The following is a 15,426-nucleotide window of genomic DNA, read 5'->3' as shown; positions in this document are numbered from 1 at the left end:
AGACCCATGTGGGAGCGAGCCTGCTCGCGATAATGACCTGACAGTCAGTGATGCTGTGACTGATAGGCCCTCATCGCGAGCAGGCTCCCACAGGGTTTTGCAGTTATTGGGTCAGAGCAACTCAAAACTCTGCTGCTTCACGTCCTGGGAGTCCAGGCCGATCTGCACGTTGAACTTGCCCGGCTCAGCCGCGTACTTGAGCTGGGCATTGAAGAACTTCAGGTCGTCTTCGGTGATGGTGAAGTGGATGACTTTCTTCTCGCCGGCCTTGAGCATCACCTTGCGGAAGTTCTTCAGCTCCTTCACCGGGCGGATGATCGAGCCGGTCACGTCCTGGATGTACAGCTGCACCACGGTTTCGCCGTCACGCTTGCCGGTGTTTTCCAGGGTTACGCTGGCGTCGAGCTTGCCGGTCTTGTTCAGCGTGGTGGATGACAGGGCCATGTCCGACAGGCTGAATTCGGTGTAGCTCAGGCCATAGCCGAACGGATAGAGCGGGCCGGTGGTGTCATCGAAATATTGCGAGGTGTAGTTGCCCGGCTTGCCCGGCGTGAACGGCCGGCCGATGCTCAGGTGGTTGTAGTAGGTCGGAATCTGCCCCACCGAACGAGGGAAGGTAATCGGCAGCTTGCCCGACGGGTTGTAGTCGCCGAACAGCACGTCGGCGATGGCGTTGCCGCCTTCGGTGCCGCTGAACCAGGTTTCCAGGATCGCATCGGCCTGCTGTTTTTCTTCCAGCAACGACAGCGGACGGCCATTCATCAGCACCAGTACCAGCGGCTTGCCGGTGGCCTTCAGGGCCTTGATCAATTCGCGTTGGCTGGCCGGGATGTTCAGTTCGGTACGGCTCGACGACTCATGGGACATGCCGCGGGACTCACCCACGGCGGCCACCACCACATCGGCATCCTTGGCGGCTTTTACCGCTTCGTCGATCAGCACCTGGGCCGGGCGCGGGTCGTCCACCACTTCCGGGGCATCGAAGTTGAGGAAGTTCAGGTAGTCGAGCACCTTCTTGTCACTGGTGATGTTGGCGCCACGGGCATAGATCAGCTTCGACTCAGCACCCAGGGCGCGAGTCATGCCATCGAACAGGGTGACCGATTGCGCAGGACGCCCGGCGGCGGCCCAACTGCCCATCATGTCGATCGGTGCCTTGGCCAGCGGGCCGACCAGGGCGATTTTCGCCGTCTTCTTCAGGGGCAGGGTCTGGTTGCGGTTTTCCAGCAGGACCAGGCTGCGGCGCGCCACGTCACGGGCATCGGAGCGGTGCATGCGGCTTTCGGCGTAGGTGTCGGCCGGGTCATCCTCGGCCTTGCCGATGCGCAGGTACGGGTCCTTGAACAGACCCATGTCGTATTTGGCCGCGAGCACTTCCCGTACCGCATTGTCGATGTCGCTCTGCTCGATCTCACCGGCCTTGAGCAGCCCCGGTAGCTCCTTGCCGTAGAGCGAGTCGTTCATGCTCATGTCGATGCCAGCCTTGATCGCCAGCTTCGCCGCTTCGCGACCGTCCTTGGCGACGCCGTGCTTGATCAATTCGAAGATGGCGCCGTGGTCACTGACCGCCAGGCCCTTGAAGCCCCACTCCTTGCGCAGCAGGTCGTGCATCAGCCAGGTATTGGCGGTGGCGGGCACGCCGTTGATGGAGTTCAGCGCGACCATCACCCCGCCAGCTCCGGCGTCGATGGCGGCACGATAGGGGGGCAAGTAGTCCTGGTACATTTTCACCGGGCTCATGTCCACGGTGTTGTAGTCCCGACCGCCTTCCACCGCGCCGTACAAGGCGAAGTGCTTGACGCTGGCCATGATGCTGTCGGCCGCGTTGGCGCCGTTGCCCTGGAACGCCTTGACCATCACCCCGGCGATGCGCGACACCAGGTAGGTGTCCTCGCCGAAACCTTCGGACGTCCGGCCCCAGCGCGGGTCGCGGGAAATGTCGACCATCGGCGCGAAGGTAATGTCCAGGCTGTCGGCCGCGGCTTCCTGGGCGGCGATTCGGCCGGAGTGGTAAATGGCGTCCATGTCCCAGCTCGAGGCCAGGGCCAGGGGGATCGGGAAAATGGTGCGGTGGCCGTGGATCACGTCGTAGGCGAAGAACATCGGGATCTTCAACCGGCTGCGCATGGCCGCGTCCTGCATCGGACGGTTTTCATCGCGAGTGATGGAGTTGAACGTGCCACCGATATTGCCGGCGGCGATTTCCTTGCGGATCATCTCCCGAGGCATTTCCGGGCCGATGCTGATCAGGCGCAACTGGCCGATCTTCTCTTCGAGGGTCATTTGCTTCATCAGGTTACTGATGAACGCGTCCTTGTTCTCTATGGGGGCTGGCAGGTTGTCGGCAAATACGGATTGACTGGCCAGACTGACAAACAGGCCCAGCAAACACAGCTTCTTCATGAATAGTTTTCTCGCAAGCCTAAAGGGCGGGGATCACGCCACGCCGGTCAGCCAAAATGTGAGGAGCGGCTATTGTTGTTCAGTTAAATGCAGCACACTTTCGAACCCATTGGGCTGAACTTAGTTTCGCACTGCGCATCTTTTAGCCCATCGACCCGATTCAATCCAGTGCGGCGCAGATTATGCCCCAGACGCCAGTGAGATAGGTGCCGGGTTTTTCCAATGTCATGCCAGGGAGCGCTTCATCCCATGAATCCACGACTGAACCACCTTCGTAGCCTGCCGATGCTGGCCTTGATGCTGCTCACCACGCTGCTGGCCGGTTGCGGCATCAATAACATCCCGACCCTGGACGAACAGGCCAAGGCCGCCTGGGGCCAAGTGCAGAACCAGTACCAGCGCCGCGCCGACCTGATCCCCAACCTGGTGGAAACCGTCAAGGGCTATGCCCAGCACGAACAGGACACCCTGACCGCGGTGGTTGAGGCGCGGGCCAAGGCCACGTCGATCCAGGTGGACGCCAGCACCTTGGACAACCCGGAAAAGCTCAAGCAGTTCCAGCAGGCCCAGGACCAGTTGAGCGGTGCGTTGAGCCGGCTGATGGTGGTGGTCGAGCGTTATCCGGACCTCAAGGCCAACCAGAACTTCCTGGCCCTGCAATCGCAGCTCGAAGGCACCGAGAACCGCATCGCCGTGGCCCGCCGCGACTTTATCCTGGCGGTGCAGAAGTACAACACCGAGATCCGCACGTTCCCGGGACGCCTGTGGCAGAGCGTGATGTACAGCGACTTGCCGATCCGCGAAACCTTCGAGGCGACCAGCCCCAATGCCGAGAAAGCGCCTGAGGTGAAGTTCTGAAAAAACTGTGGGAGCGAGCCTGTGGGAGCAAAGCTTGCTCGCGATGAACGATAACGCGGTCATTAGAAAGACCGAGGTGCCTTCATCGCGAGCAAGCTTTGCTCCCACACCCGCTCGCTCCCACACAGGAGTTACGATGCGAGTGTTGAAAATTGGCCTGGTGCTGTTGCTCTGGGTGTTTGCAGTCACGGCCCAGGCCGAATTGAAGTTTCCGGCGCTGACCGGGCGGGTGGTGGACACCGCCCAGATGCTTGACCCGTCGGTGCGCGGGCAACTGGAGGCGCAGCTCAAGGCCCATGAACAGGCCACTGGCGAACAAGTGGTAGTGGTCACGCTGGCGGACCTGCAAGGCAGCAGCATCGAAGACTTCGGCTATCAACTGGGACGCCACTGGGGCATCGGGCAGAAGGACAAAAACAGCGGCGCGCTGCTGATCGTCGCCCGGGATGACCGTAAACTGCGCATCGAAGTGGGCTACGGTCTGGAGGATCGCCTGACCGACGCCCAGAGTTCGGTGATCATCAACCAGGTGATTACCCCGGCCTTCAAGACGGGCAATTTCAACAAAGGCATCAGTGATGGCGTCGCGGCGATGCTGGTGGTGTTGGGCGGCAGTCCGCTGGATGAACCGGCGCCGGCATACAGTGCGGACGGGCAGCAGGAGCAGGGTGATTTCGTCGAGCGCCATCCGGGGCTGTTCATCTTTCTGGTGATCCTGTTTATTTTGACGATATTGGTGTGCCAGATGCTCGGTATCCTGCCGAGCGGAAGCGGTGGCTCCAGCCGTTCGGGCGGAGGCGGTGGAGGCTTCGGCGGTGGAGGCGGTGGGGGCTTCAGTGGTGGCGGTGGCAGTTTCGGGGGCGGCGGTTCGTCGGGCGGCTGGTGACAATAATAATGAGCAGGCACTTTTGACCATGGCATTACTGACTGAACACGAACAACGCAAGGTCGCCGAAGCCATTGCCCGGGTCGAGCGAGATACCGACGCCGAGCTGGTCACCGTGTTGGCCGCTCGCGCCGACGACTACGCCTACATCCCATTGCTTTGGGCCAGCCTGTTGGCTCTGGTGGTGCCCGGCGTGGTCCATTACCTCACCGGCTGGCTGGCCATGCACAGTCTGTTGCTGGTGCAGTGGGTCAGTTTCATTGTGCTGTGCCTGGTGTTTCGCATCCCCAGGATCACCACGCACCTGATCCCCCGTTCCGTGCGTCACTGGCGGGCCTCCAACCTGGCGCGCCGGCAATTCCTCGAGCAGAACCTGCACCACACCGTGGGCAGCACAGGCATGCTGATCTTTGTTTGCGAGGCCGAGCGCTATGTGGAAATCCTGGTGGACGAAGGTATTTCCAAGCGCCTCGACAACAAGAACTGGGACGCCATCGTCGCGGCGTTCACCCAGCAGGTCCGCCAGGGACAGACGTTGCAGGGCTTCGTGACGTGTATCGAGGCCTGCGGCGAATTGCTCAAGGAACACGTGCCGGTGACCCAGGAGCGCAATGAATTGCCGAATCGGTTGGTGGTGCTGGGCTGAAAATTTCCCGCCAGCACAAGCCTGTGGGAGCAAAGCCTGTGGGAGCAAAGCTTGCTCGCGATGAACGATAACGCGGTGAGCCTGCACTATCGCGGCGTATTCATCGCGGGCAAGCCTTGCTCCCACAGAGGCTACTGCTCACCACACGAACTTTTCCGTGCCCTCACTCCCCATCCCCCCTAAAATACCCGCCATTCCCGATTCGCCCGCACCGAGGCCGCTTTTTTCATGTCTGTCACCGCCACCCCCGCCCGTTCCGCGCCGGATCACCACGCCCAGTTCATCGAGCTGCTGCACACCAGCCTTGTGCAAAACACTTTCATCAAACTGGTGCTGGCCAAGTACGTCGGCGACGAAGCGGACCTGCAGCGGCTGATCATCAAGCAACTGACGGTCAAGGATCAGCCGTGCCTGTCCTTCGTCTACCGCTACAAGACCCGCGACATCACCAAGAATTTCCCGCTGGCCGAAGGCGTGGACACCATCGCCGCGCTGTTGCCAGCGTCGTTCAAGAACGCGCATTTGCTGGCGGTCACCGACGAGGCGCAGTTGGAATACAGCAAAAAGGGCAAGAGTTCGCTGTTCAAGAGCAAGCCCCAGCAACTACGGGAAGTGCCGTCTGCCGAGCACAATCGCGAGAAAAACCGCTTCCTCGACCTGAGCCGGCCTTTTTTGGCCGACCTGGGCGTGACCAACCACAAGCACGAGCTGATCCCGGCGATGTCGCGCAAGTGGAAGCAGATCAACAAGTTCATCGAGGTCTTCAGCCATGCGCTGACGTCTTCGCCGCTGGCCCTGGACAAACCGGTGCGGGTCTCGGATTTCGGTTCGGGCAAGGGCTACCTGACCTTCGCCATCCATGATTACTTGCGCAACACCTTGCAGGCCGAAGGCGTGGTGACCGGTGTCGAGTTGCGCGAAGACATGGTCAAGCTGTGCAACGAAGCCGCCGCGCGCCTGGAACATCCGGGCCTGAGCTTCCAGCACGGTGACGTGCGCAGTGTGGCGCCAAGCGCGGTGGATGTGATGATCGCCTTGCACGCCTGTGATATCGCCACTGATTACGCGATCCACATGGGCATTCGTTCGGGCGCCTCGATCATCATGTGCTCGCCGTGTTGCCACAAGCAGATCCGCCTGCAGATCCAGAGCCCGGCCTTGCTCAAGCCGATGCTGCAATATGGCCTGCACCTGGGCCAGCAGGCGGAAATGGTTACCGACAGTTTGCGGGCGCTGTTCCTGGAAGCCTGCGGCTACGAGACCAAGGTTTTCGAGTTCATCTCCCTGGAGCACACCAACAAGAACAAGATGATTCTGGCCGTCAAACGCGCCGAACCGGCGGACCCCACCGAGCTGCTGGCCAAGATCCAGGAGCTCAAGGCCTTCTACCACATCTCCGAGCACTGCCTCGAAACGCTGTTGCGGGCGGATGGTTATCTCTCCTGACTCCTGTTTACGCCAACTCCTGTGATAGGGGACTGTGGGAGCAAAGCTTGCTCGCGACGAAGGATGACTCGGTTCTACTGTCGAGTCGTGGTGCCTGCATCGCGAGCAAGCTTTGCTCCCACAAGGTTGAGTCTGGCCTGTGAGACCAGCGTATCGATGCAGCCCGTCAGGTAATCGCCGCTTATCCTTCACCCACCGACGTGCCGGTCTACCTTTAATGCGTTAACCCCTCACGCATTCCCAAAGGAGCCCTTCCCATGGCGGCCAAGAAAATCCTGATGCTGGTCGGCGATTACGTCGAAGATTATGAAGTCATGGTGCCGTTCCAGGCCTTGCAGATGGTCGGCCACACCGTGCATGCCGTGTGCCCGGACAAAACCGCGGGGCAGACGGTGCGCACAGCGATCCATGATTTCGAAGGTGACCAGACCTACAGTGAAAAACCGGGGCACTTGTTCGCCCTCAACCATGACTTCGCCAACGTCCAGGCCACCGACTACGACGCATTGCTGGTGCCGGGTGGACGCGCGCCGGAATACCTGCGTCTGAATGAAACCGTCCTGCAACTGGTGCGTGATTTCGACCTGGCGGGCAAGCCAATTGCCGCCGTATGCCATGGCGCGCAACTGCTGGCGGCGGCGGGCATCCTCGAAGGGCGCGAATGCAGCGCCTACCCCGCGTGTGCCCCGGAAGTACGGCTGGCGGGCGGGACCTATATCGACATTCCCGTGACCCAAGGCCATGTCCAGGGCAACCTGGCGACCGCACCGGCCTGGCCTGCGCATCCAAGCTGGCTGGCGGGGTTCCTGACTTTGCTGGGCACGGCCATCACTTTGTAAACGCTGCATAGCGCACTGGCAGGACAAGCGCAGCGGGTCTTTACTCTCGGGGCATGTCTTCATTGCCAGGAGAAAAATCATGTCCGGATGGTACGAAATCAGCAAAAGCAGCAGCGGCCAGTTTCGGTTTGTGCTCAAGGCGGCCAACGCCGAGACCATTTTGACCAGCGAGCTGTACACCACCCGCAGCGGTGCCGATGGCGGCATTGCTTCGGTGCAGAAAAACAGTCCGTTGGCCGAGCGCTATGAACTCAAGAACACCAAGGACGGCCATCCGTATTTCAACCTCAAGGCCGGCAACCACGAAGTGATTGGTAGCAGCGAGGCGTACTCATCGGACGCCGCCCGGGACAAAGGTATCGCCAGCGTCAAGGCCAACGGACCGACGACGGTGATCAAGGACAAGACCGTGGTGGCGCTCTGACAGGACGGTAATAAGAGGATCTTTGACGAGGGGACCTGTGGGAGCAAGGCTTGCCCGCGATGCAGGCGCTGCGATTGTGCAGGCTAGCCGAGTTATCGCTCATCGCGAGCAAGCTTTGCTCCCACAAGTGAACCCCTTGCCACTCAGGTTTACCCTGCCTTTAAACCTCCACTGGCACCGACAGCTTCGGATCGCCCAGCGGGTGGCTCTTGGCATCGAAGAAGCGCAATTGCACCTCCAGTCCCTGGAACACCTTGGCGTAATGGCGCTTCTGATGCTGGATGAACGCCTGGCTACGGGGATAGATCGAAATCGCCACGGTTTTCGGTGCGGCCAGGCGCAGGGCATGGACAATATGCCGGTCTTGCTCGCCCAGGGCCTGGCCGAACAGACACAAGTTGTCGCCGTGCTGCAGCAACTGCTCATAGCAGAACGACAGGTAGTCGCTGCTGCGGATGGTCTTGAGCTTGTCACTGCTGGGGCCTTCATTGACGAACAGCGGCACGTCGTCGAGGGTCTTGAGGGTGTTGTTGATGGCGAAACTGCCGAGCAAGGTGCCTTCGGTGGACGTGAGCTTGCGCGCCGTGCCGTCCTGATTACGCACCAGGTGCAGGCCGCCGTGCAAGTACAGCAGGCGCGGTTTGTCCGTGGTCGCCTGGCTCAGGTCGAAACTGTGGTCATCGCCCAGGAACAGGTCGCTGATGGTCTCGGGCGCGTGCTGGATCGCCCAGTAGTTGAGCAGGTCGTAGTTGGTGGTGAACACCGTGCGGTAGCGTCCCAGCTCCTGGTTGAGCGTCGCCAGGGTCGAGGGTTGCACCAGGCGCCATGGGATATGCACCGCATGCACGGTGTTGATCAGCGCTTCCTTGATCGCGTAGTAGCGATTGCGGGGGGCGGCAGAGCTGACGGCCAGGGCCTTGTTGATCCGACTGGTGGTTTTCAGCGCACCGAGCACCTGTTCGAAACTGCGGGTTTGCATCGCGTCGAACACGCTCAGCTCCGACGGGCTCAGGGTTTTTTCTTCGACAACGCGGGCATTTTCGAACAGCGAGTCATAGCCGAAATCGTCCCACACCGCGCGGCTGGCTCCATTGCCCACCAGCAGGCCGCTGAAGGCGGTATCGGCGCGCACGGCCTCCCAGTCTTCGAGCCGGGTGTCGTATTCCTGGAAATCGGTCATCGCAAGGGTCATCTCAAAAACGTGGCAAAGGCAGGTCGCGACTTTATCACGACCCAGTCTTGAGCCAGATCAAGATACGTCATGACTACTGGGTCATTCTGTAGGCCCGCCGATCCGGCCTCTATCCTGGAGCATGACCTCATGAGCAGCACTTTTTTCATTCCCGCCGTGAACATCATGGGGCTGGGCTGCCTCGATGAAGCAATGACCGCCATTCGCAACTACGGCTTTCGCAAGGCCCTGATCGTCACCGACGCGGGGCTGGCCAAGGCCGGTGTCGCCAGCAAGGTGGCTGAGCTGCTGGCACTCCAGGATGTCGACTCGGTGGTTTTCGACGGTGCCAAGCCCAACCCAAGCATTGCCAATGTCGAACTCGGACTGGGGCTGCTGAAGGAGAGCCAGTGTGACTTCGTCGTGTCCCTGGGGGGCGGTTCGCCCCACGACTGTGCCAAGGGCATCGCCCTGTGCGCCACCAATGGCGGGCAGATTCGTGACTATGAAGGCGTCGATCGTTCGAGCAAACCGCAATTGCCGTTGATCGCCATCAACACCACGGCAGGCACCGCCAGTGAAATGACCCGTTTTTGCATCATCACCGACGAGACGCGCCACGTGAAAATGGCGATTGTCGATCGTAACGTGACCCCCTTGATGTCGGTCAATGATCCGGCGCTGATGGTGGCAATGCCCAAGGGCCTGACGGCCGCCACCGGTATGGATGCGCTGACCCACGCGATCGAGGCTTATGTCTCCACCGCCGCCACGCCGATTACCGATGCCTGTGCGCTGAAGGCCATCACCTTGATCAGCAACAACCTGCGCCTGGCCGTGCGCGACGGCAGCGATCTGCCAGCCCGGGAGAACATGGCCTACGCGCAGTTTCTCGCAGGGATGGCGTTCAACAATGCGTCGTTGGGTTTCGTCCACGCCATGGCGCATCAACTGGGTGGTTTCTACGACTTGCCTCACGGTGTGTGCAACGCGGTGCTGTTGCCTCATGTGCAGAGTTTCAACGCCTCGGTATGCGCTGCTCGACTGACCGACGTGGCCCATGCCATGGGCGTCGATACACACGGAACCAGCCCGGAAGAGGGGGCCCGGGACGCCATTGCGGCGATCCGCAGCCTGGCTCATGACGTGGACATTCCGGCCGGTTTGCGTGACCTGGGCGTACGCCTCAACGACGTACCGGTGCTGGCCGCCAACGCCTTGAAAGACGCCTGCGGGCTGACCAACCCACGGGCGGCGGACCAGCGGCAGATCGAAGAGATTTTCCGCAGCGCGTTTTAAGCGACCCGGGGCGGCACGCACCTCACACAGAGCATCGCCGCCGCCCCCAGCAGTACGCACAACGCCGCCAGCGGCCAGGCCTGTTGGCTCAACGACAGGCTGGCCATGGCGCCGATCACCGAGGCCATCAGTTGATGCAGAAACCCGCTCAACGCCATGGCATAGGCGCCGGCCACCGGTGAGCCTTCGTTGGCCAGGGACAGGCTGATGGGGTAGGTCAATGACTGGCCAAACACCGCGAAACAATACGGCAGCCAGAAGAGCAACGCGATGCTGTCCAGGGTAAGGCTGCCTGCCAGCATGGTCACGCTGCCGCCCAGCACCAGCGCGATGCCCCAGCCCATCATTCGTCGTTGGCCGGTGCGCAGTACAAAAGCGTTCACCGCCAGCGCCCCGAGCAAGTACGCCGCACTGACCGGCCAGCCCAGCAGGCCGTATTCAATGGGCGACCAGTGGAAGCTTTCCTGCAGGATCAGCGGCGCTGCGGTATTGAACGCGACGATCACGCCGTAACCCAGCCCACCGGCCAATGCCGGCAGCAGGAACGTGCGCTGTCGGAGTATTTGCCCGTAGATACCCCACGCTGATTGCCCGTTGCTGGCGTTTACCAGCGCCGGGAACCGGGCCCGGGACACTGCTGCCGCCATGGCCAGGCTGACGGCGCCCAAGCCCTGGAAAATCGCTTCCCAACCGAAAGTGGCCTGGATCAGCGAGCCCAGGTACTGGCCGATCCCGAGGGCAATCACAAAGGCGATGGATATCCATGACAGCGCCTTGGCCAACAGGTCGCCGCTGAAACTGTCACGAATCAATACCCGCGCCATCACCGAAATACCGCTGGCGCCGATGCCCTGGATCAACCTGAGCGTCAGGAACGCCTCCACGGTTGTGCCCATTGGAAGGGCCAGGTTACCCAGGCCGTATAACCCCAAGGCCGCCAGCAAGACCGGCTTGCGCCCCAGGCGCTGGCTCAGGCTGCCCCACAGCAACATGGGCAGCGCCATGCCAATCAGATACACCGACAAACCCCAGGAAACCCGGGACGCATCGGCGCCCAGGTCCCGGGCTATATCGGGCAGGGCCGGCAAGTAGATGCTCATGCCCAGTTGTGCCAGGAAGACGGTGGTGCAGGTGACGATCAGGGTTGTACGGTTCTTCATCGAGCGTCCTGTCTCAAGGGCGGATGTCACGCCCGTGGGTCAGCAGCAGTTCGGTGATCTTTTCGCAAAACGAGCGAATCACGTTCGGCTCCATGTCGGCGCGCAGGGTAATGCGAATAGCCGCCTTGCCTTGCGGCACCACGGGGAAAAAGACCGCCGAGGTGAAATACCCCAGTTCGGCCAGTTCGACCGCCAGGCTGTTGGCCAGGGCCGCTTCACCGCAAGGCACCATACGGATTGCCATGGGGTTGCCGCGCTGTTCGGTACGCACGAGGCTGTCGAAGAGGCGAATATTAGCCTGTAAGCGCTCCTGCAAGGTGCTGAATTCCCGGCTGCGGTGCAGGCGGATCGAGGCCATGCCGGCGCCGATGGCTGCTGCGTTCAGGCTCTGGGACCAATTGCTCGGCCCACCGTAACGCTGCACCAGCGCCTTGTGCCGTTCACTGCCAAACATGACCAGCCCGCCACTGGCGCCAAATGACTTGGCCAGGGAAGCCACGATCAGGGTGCGCTCGTCCACGGCAGGGAGGCGCGAACGGACCAGGCCCGCTCCGGACTCCCCGACCGCGGACAATGCGTGGGAGTCATCCAGATAGAGAAACAGACCGTAGCGTTGCTTGAGATACATCAGGCTGTCGAGGTCCGCCAACCCGCCCATGCTGTAGGCGCCGTCAGCCACGTACGCCACGCTGCGCTGGCGTTTGCACATGTCTTCAATGAAATCCATGTCGTTGTGGGGGCAGGTGATGACCTGGGTTTCATCGGCGCAGGCGGCCTTGCTGTGGTTCATCGAGTAATGGGCGTGTTTGTCGAACACCATGACGGGCGAACAATTGTTGGTGAACGCACCGCTGGCCAGCAGTGGCAGGATTCCAGCGCTCGCCGCGCTGCACGACAGGGCACTGAGACAACTGGCGCCAAACAGCTCCGACAATTGGGTTTCGTACTGGTCCAGGATCGCCAGCTTGCAGCGATTCTTTGAATTGGCGACCCGAAGGGTTCCGGTTTCCCACAGTGTGGTCATGGCGCCGTCCAGCAATGCGGGGTGGTAGTCCAGGCCCAGGTAGGAAGTGGTGCAGAAGTGATGGAAGGTGCGACCGTATTGGTCGACCAGCACGTTGGGTGTCTTGACCTCGACATTCAGCCCTGAGACTTTTCCGGCCTCGGTGCTCTGCCAGTTCTGGTCTGCGAGGGAAATGACCTTGCGATAGTTGGTGAAGTGGTGGGGCGCTTGAGCAGTCTGGTTCATGGTGCGATTACATTCCTTGGTGAGTGGTGCTGTCCGTGGGGTGTTTCAATAGCGGTGTGTTTCCAGACTTTACAGATTGTTGTGCAGGGCTTTGAATCGGCTGTTTCTGGCGTGTTTGAGTGTCACTGGAGATTTCTGCGTAGGACTTTGCCTAAGGCCTTGGGCGGGGAATCCATCGGCGACGTCGGAGCTTGGGAACGTCATGGGTTCGCCCCAAGCCCGCTGGGTTATCACTATTTTTCTGAAGGTTGCTTGCTGATGCTTTCTGGCCTCAATCATCTGACCCTTGCCGTCACCGACCTGGATCGCAGTGTGGTTTTTTATGGCGAGCTGTTGCAGCTGCGTCTTGAGGCCAAGTGGAACAGCGGGGCCTATTTGTCGCTGCCGGGATTGTGGTTGTGCCTGTCTTTTGACCCGTTGCGCAGGACCGAGCTGGCGGCGGACTACACCCATTACGCTTTCAGCACCAACGCCGAGGATTTCCCGGTGCTGGTGGCGCGGCTGAACGCGGCCCGGGTGGCGTCGTGGCGGGATAATCGCAGCGAAGGGAATTCGTTCTACTTTCTCGACCCGGATGGGCACAAACTCGAGGTTCACGTGGGAGACCTGGCATCCAGGCTGAAGGCCTGTCGGCATGCTCCTTATGCCGGAATGGAGTTTTTTACGGAGCCGTGACGAGGCGGCTCTCTGGAGTCGTGACATCAGGCGATGAGCCCTGCTTATCTCGCGCAGTTTGCATACTGATCACCTACGCTATCCTCATCGTATGATGGGTGCGCGTCGGGTCCGCACGCTGTACCAGCGTGGTGAACCGGCGATCCCCGGTTCACTCACCGCCGCATTGTCCGGATGACCTCCTGCCCCATGGACACTCGAAGCTCCGCGCCGCTGGCCAGCTACATCGACCTTCTGCTGGACGCCGTGTGTGCCGTCGACGGTCAAGGGCGTTTCGTGTTTGTCAGTGCCGCCTGCGAACGCATTTTTGGCTACACCCCGCAGGAGCTGATCGGCCAACCAATGATTGACTTGGTGCATCCCGCCGACCGCCTGCGAACCCTCGAGGCGGCGCGGGAGATCATGAACGGTGAGCCCAAGCTCAATTTCGAGAACCGCTACCTGCGCAAGGACGGTCGGGTGGTGCATATCCTGTGGTCGGCACGCTGGTCGCCGGCGGATCAACTGCGCATTGCCGTGGCCCGGGACATCACCGAACGCAAGCAGGCCGAGTCCCGCCAGGCGGCGTTGTATGCGATTTCCGAGGCGGCCCATGCCGCGGCCGACTTGCTGGCGTTGTTCAAGCGCATCCACCTGATTATTGGCGAGTGGCTGCCGGCGCTGAATTTCTCGGTGGCACTGTATGACGAGCAATGCGCGCAACTGAATTTTCCCTATCACGTTGACGACCGGGAAGGGCAGCCTGAACTGCCGGGCACCGTCACCGGACGTTTGTGCGCCGAGGTGATTCGCAGCGGCCAGCCAATCCTGCTGACGCCCGGTAGCAGCCAGCTGCCGTCGGGGTTCGCCGACCTTGTGGCGCAGCCGGACGCGCCGTGTTGGCTGGGCGTGCCGCTGAACTCGCAAAGCGGCACGATTGGCGCGCTGATCGTCAGGAGTGCGCCGGACACCGAGCGGTATACCGAGCAGGACAAGGAACTGCTCCAATATGTCTGTGCACAGATCACCATCGCCATCGAACGCAAGCAGTTGCATGCCCGGTTGCAGCACATGGCTCAGTACGATCAGCTGACCCAGGTACCCAACCGCGAATTACTCCGTGAACGGTTCAAGTGTGCACTGGCGACCGCCCGCGCTGCGTCCGGGCGCATGGCCTTGTTGTACATCGACCTGGACCGTTTCAAGCAGGTCAATGACACCTATGGCCATGGGGTTGGCGACATGCTGTTACAAGCGGTGGCTAATCGGCTCAAGGGCTGTATACGCGACACCGATACTGTGGCGCGTATTGGCGGAGATGAGTTCGTGGTCTTGCTGCATAGCATCCAGGCCCTGGAGGATGCCCACGGCGTGCAAGAAAAAATCCGTCATGCACTGGTCCAGCCACTGCGTCTGGACGGCCACTGCCTGAGCATCGAACCGAGTATAGGTGTGGCCTGTTTCCCCGACCATGGCACTGAAGATGTCGCACTGTTTCGCCATGCCGACGAGGCGATGTATGCCGCCAAACGCCACAATCACAGGGCGTTCGGTATCTGATAGCGCACCACCGTTCGTCGTGGTGCCGCTGGCTTTTTTCAACCTTTCGAGCGTTGTCCTTTTCAGATGTCAGGCGGGCTCCGCTCGCCGGAAACATCGTCCATGATCGAACGAAGAGGCTTGAAGCGGGTCGCAGAAGTAGGAGAACCCCCCCTCGCGGCTGTTGGCAGCTACTCAGCGGAAAGCGAAATCGGGTGGGTTCTGATTCAGAGGCGGGAACCCCGCCAGAACTTTTATCAGAGGAGGGCGCGACCATGAGCCGTATGGCCAGCTTTTTTCGCACCACCAGTGTCATCGTACTGATGGGCCTGGGTGCCAATAGTGCCTGGGCCCAATCGCCTGCCGAATTCATCAACGATGCTTCAGCCAAAGGCATGGCCGACATCGAAGCCAGTCGCATGGCCCACGGGAAAGCCGAATCCAGAGAGGTCAAGGATTACACCATCATGGTGATCAATGACCGTACCACCGCCAATCAACACCTGGCGAAGATCGCCAAGAAGCTCGACTTGCCTGTCGCTCCCCGGGAGGAAGTGGCTGACAAGGCCAAGGCCTTGATGCCGCAGGTCCAGGAAGGCGAGTCCTTCGAGGCTGCTTATGCCGCCAGCCAGGTCAAGGCCACTGAAGAGGCCATCGCGCAGATCCAGCAGCAGGCCCAGACCACCGAAGTGCCGGAAATCAAGGCCTTCGCCGATGAGACCCTGCCTAAGTTGCAGACCCATCTCGAAATGGCCAGGGCGTTGCAAGCCAGCCGCTGATCCGCTGGTTTTTGTATTCAGGACCGGGACGTTCGCGTCCCGGTTGATTTTTGCCTGTCGAAGGAGAACCTTT

General features: G+C 60.9%; 14 protein-coding genes. 10 read left to right on the top strand and 4 right to left on the bottom strand.

Annotated features, from left to right (window positions below; genetic code table 11):
* Positions 1–111 precede the first annotated feature (111 nt).
* Complete coding sequence (gene bglX / locus GN234_RS11475) at positions 112–2,403, bottom strand: beta-glucosidase BglX (protein ID WP_109755931.1); 2,292 nt, start codon at positions 2,401–2,403, stop codon at positions 112–114.
* 249 nt (positions 2,404–2,652) lie between these two features.
* On the opposite strand from bglX, the gene GN234_RS11470 reads away from it, so the two are divergent.
* The 6 genes from GN234_RS11470 to GN234_RS11445 all read left to right on the top strand — a co-directional run bounded on the left by GN234_RS11470 (position 2,653) and on the right by GN234_RS11445 (position 7,502).
* A complete protein-coding gene (locus tag GN234_RS11470; RefSeq protein WP_176688504.1) occupies positions 2,653–3,261 on the top strand; it encodes a LemA family protein in 609 nt (202 codons plus the stop codon).
* Between the two features lie 136 nt (positions 3,262–3,397).
* Positions 3,398–4,147 carry a TPM domain-containing protein gene (locus GN234_RS11465; protein WP_176688503.1) on the top strand — a complete coding sequence of 250 codons (750 nt, stop codon included), beginning with the start codon at positions 3,398–3,400 and terminating at the stop codon, positions 4,145–4,147.
* A gap of 28 nt (positions 4,148–4,175) precedes the next feature.
* A complete protein-coding gene (locus GN234_RS11460) occupies positions 4,176–4,793 on the top strand; it encodes a TPM domain-containing protein (protein ID WP_109755928.1) in 618 nt (205 codons plus the stop codon).
* Positions 4,794–5,021: 228 nt separating this feature from the next.
* Positions 5,022–6,239, top strand: coding sequence for a class I SAM-dependent methyltransferase (locus GN234_RS11455; protein ID WP_176688502.1), 1,218 nt, complete (start codon positions 5,022–5,024; stop codon positions 6,237–6,239).
* A 257-nt stretch (positions 6,240–6,496) separates the two neighbouring features.
* Positions 6,497–7,078 (top strand): DJ-1/PfpI family protein, encoded by a 582-nt coding sequence (locus GN234_RS11450; protein WP_109755926.1) that lies wholly within the window; start codon positions 6,497–6,499, stop codon positions 7,076–7,078.
* Positions 7,079–7,157: 79 nt separating this feature from the next.
* Entirely contained in the window at positions 7,158–7,502 is a 345-nt protein-coding gene (locus GN234_RS11445) for a YegP family protein (protein WP_176688501.1), read from the top strand.
* Positions 7,503–7,662: 160 nt separating this feature from the next.
* Here GN234_RS11445 and GN234_RS11440 read toward each other — a convergent pair whose 3' ends face one another.
* Positions 7,663–8,682, bottom strand: a complete 1,020-nt coding sequence (locus GN234_RS11440; RefSeq protein WP_176688500.1) for a DUF4917 family protein — start codon at positions 8,680–8,682, stop codon at positions 7,663–7,665.
* Between the two features lie 141 nt (positions 8,683–8,823).
* On the opposite strand from GN234_RS11440, the gene yiaY reads away from it, so the two are divergent.
* A complete protein-coding gene (gene yiaY, locus GN234_RS11435) occupies positions 8,824–9,972 on the top strand; it encodes an L-threonine dehydrogenase (protein ID WP_163855021.1) in 1,149 nt (382 codons plus the stop codon).
* On the opposite strand, the gene GN234_RS11430 is transcribed toward yiaY, so the two are convergent.
* Together GN234_RS11430 and GN234_RS11425 are read right to left on the bottom strand one after the other, a co-directional pair.
* Positions 9,969–11,132 (bottom strand): MFS transporter, encoded by a 1,164-nt coding sequence (locus tag GN234_RS11430; RefSeq protein ID WP_176688499.1) that lies wholly within the window; start codon positions 11,130–11,132, stop codon positions 9,969–9,971. The genes yiaY and GN234_RS11430 overlap by 4 nt on opposite strands.
* A 13-nt stretch (positions 11,133–11,145) precedes the next feature.
* On the bottom strand, positions 11,146–12,381 hold the full coding sequence (locus GN234_RS11425) for an aminotransferase class I/II-fold pyridoxal phosphate-dependent enzyme (RefSeq protein ID WP_163855019.1): 1,236 nt from the start codon (positions 12,379–12,381) through the stop codon (positions 11,146–11,148).
* A gap of 258 nt (positions 12,382–12,639) precedes the next feature.
* On the opposite strand from GN234_RS11425, the gene GN234_RS11420 reads away from it, so the two are divergent.
* The 3 genes from GN234_RS11420 to GN234_RS11410 all read left to right on the top strand — a co-directional run bounded on the left by GN234_RS11420 (position 12,640) and on the right by GN234_RS11410 (position 15,353).
* Positions 12,640–13,056 (top strand): VOC family protein, encoded by a 417-nt coding sequence (locus GN234_RS11420; protein ID WP_116834189.1) that lies wholly within the window; start codon positions 12,640–12,642, stop codon positions 13,054–13,056.
* 189 nt (positions 13,057–13,245) lie between these two features.
* Entirely contained in the window at positions 13,246–14,595 is a 1,350-nt protein-coding gene (locus GN234_RS11415) for a sensor domain-containing protein (RefSeq protein ID WP_176688498.1), read from the top strand.
* Between the two features lie 254 nt (positions 14,596–14,849).
* Complete coding sequence (locus tag GN234_RS11410; RefSeq protein ID WP_109755919.1) at positions 14,850–15,353, top strand: DUF4142 domain-containing protein; 504 nt, start codon at positions 14,850–14,852, stop codon at positions 15,351–15,353.
* The last annotated feature ends 73 nt before the right edge of the window (positions 15,354–15,426 follow it).

The sequence above is a fragment of the Pseudomonas bijieensis genome (genome assembly GCF_013347965.1).
In the GTDB taxonomy this organism is placed as follows: domain Bacteria; phylum Pseudomonadota; class Gammaproteobacteria; order Pseudomonadales; family Pseudomonadaceae; genus Aquipseudomonas; species Aquipseudomonas bijieensis.
This window is presented reverse-complemented; position numbering and strand designations above follow the sequence as displayed.

Coding starts and splice junctions, on each gene's coding strand:
- GN234_RS11430 (WP_176688499.1), bottom strand. CDS start 11,132: ATGAAGAACCGTACAACCCTGATCGTCACCTGCACCACCGTCTTCCTG.
- GN234_RS11420 (WP_116834189.1), top strand. CDS start 12,640: ATGCTTTCTGGCCTCAATCATCTGACCCTTGCCGTCACCGACCTGGAT.
- GN234_RS11450 (WP_109755926.1), top strand. CDS start 6,497: ATGGCGGCCAAGAAAATCCTGATGCTGGTCGGCGATTACGTCGAAGAT.
- bglX (WP_109755931.1), bottom strand. CDS start 2,403: ATGAAGAAGCTGTGTTTGCTGGGCCTGTTTGTCAGTCTGGCCAGTCAA.
- GN234_RS11460 (WP_109755928.1), top strand. CDS start 4,176: ATGGCATTACTGACTGAACACGAACAACGCAAGGTCGCCGAAGCCATT.
- GN234_RS11455 (WP_176688502.1), top strand. CDS start 5,022: ATGTCTGTCACCGCCACCCCCGCCCGTTCCGCGCCGGATCACCACGCC.
- GN234_RS11415 (WP_176688498.1), top strand. CDS start 13,246: ATGGACACTCGAAGCTCCGCGCCGCTGGCCAGCTACATCGACCTTCTG.
- GN234_RS11470 (WP_176688504.1), top strand. CDS start 2,653: ATGAATCCACGACTGAACCACCTTCGTAGCCTGCCGATGCTGGCCTTG.
- GN234_RS11440 (WP_176688500.1), bottom strand. CDS start 8,682: ATGACCGATTTCCAGGAATACGACACCCGGCTCGAAGACTGGGAGGCC.
- yiaY (WP_163855021.1), top strand. CDS start 8,824: ATGAGCAGCACTTTTTTCATTCCCGCCGTGAACATCATGGGGCTGGGC.
- GN234_RS11425 (WP_163855019.1), bottom strand. CDS start 12,381: ATGAACCAGACTGCTCAAGCGCCCCACCACTTCACCAACTATCGCAAG.
- GN234_RS11410 (WP_109755919.1), top strand. CDS start 14,850: ATGAGCCGTATGGCCAGCTTTTTTCGCACCACCAGTGTCATCGTACTG.
- GN234_RS11445 (WP_176688501.1), top strand. CDS start 7,158: ATGTCCGGATGGTACGAAATCAGCAAAAGCAGCAGCGGCCAGTTTCGG.
- GN234_RS11465 (WP_176688503.1), top strand. CDS start 3,398: ATGCGAGTGTTGAAAATTGGCCTGGTGCTGTTGCTCTGGGTGTTTGCA.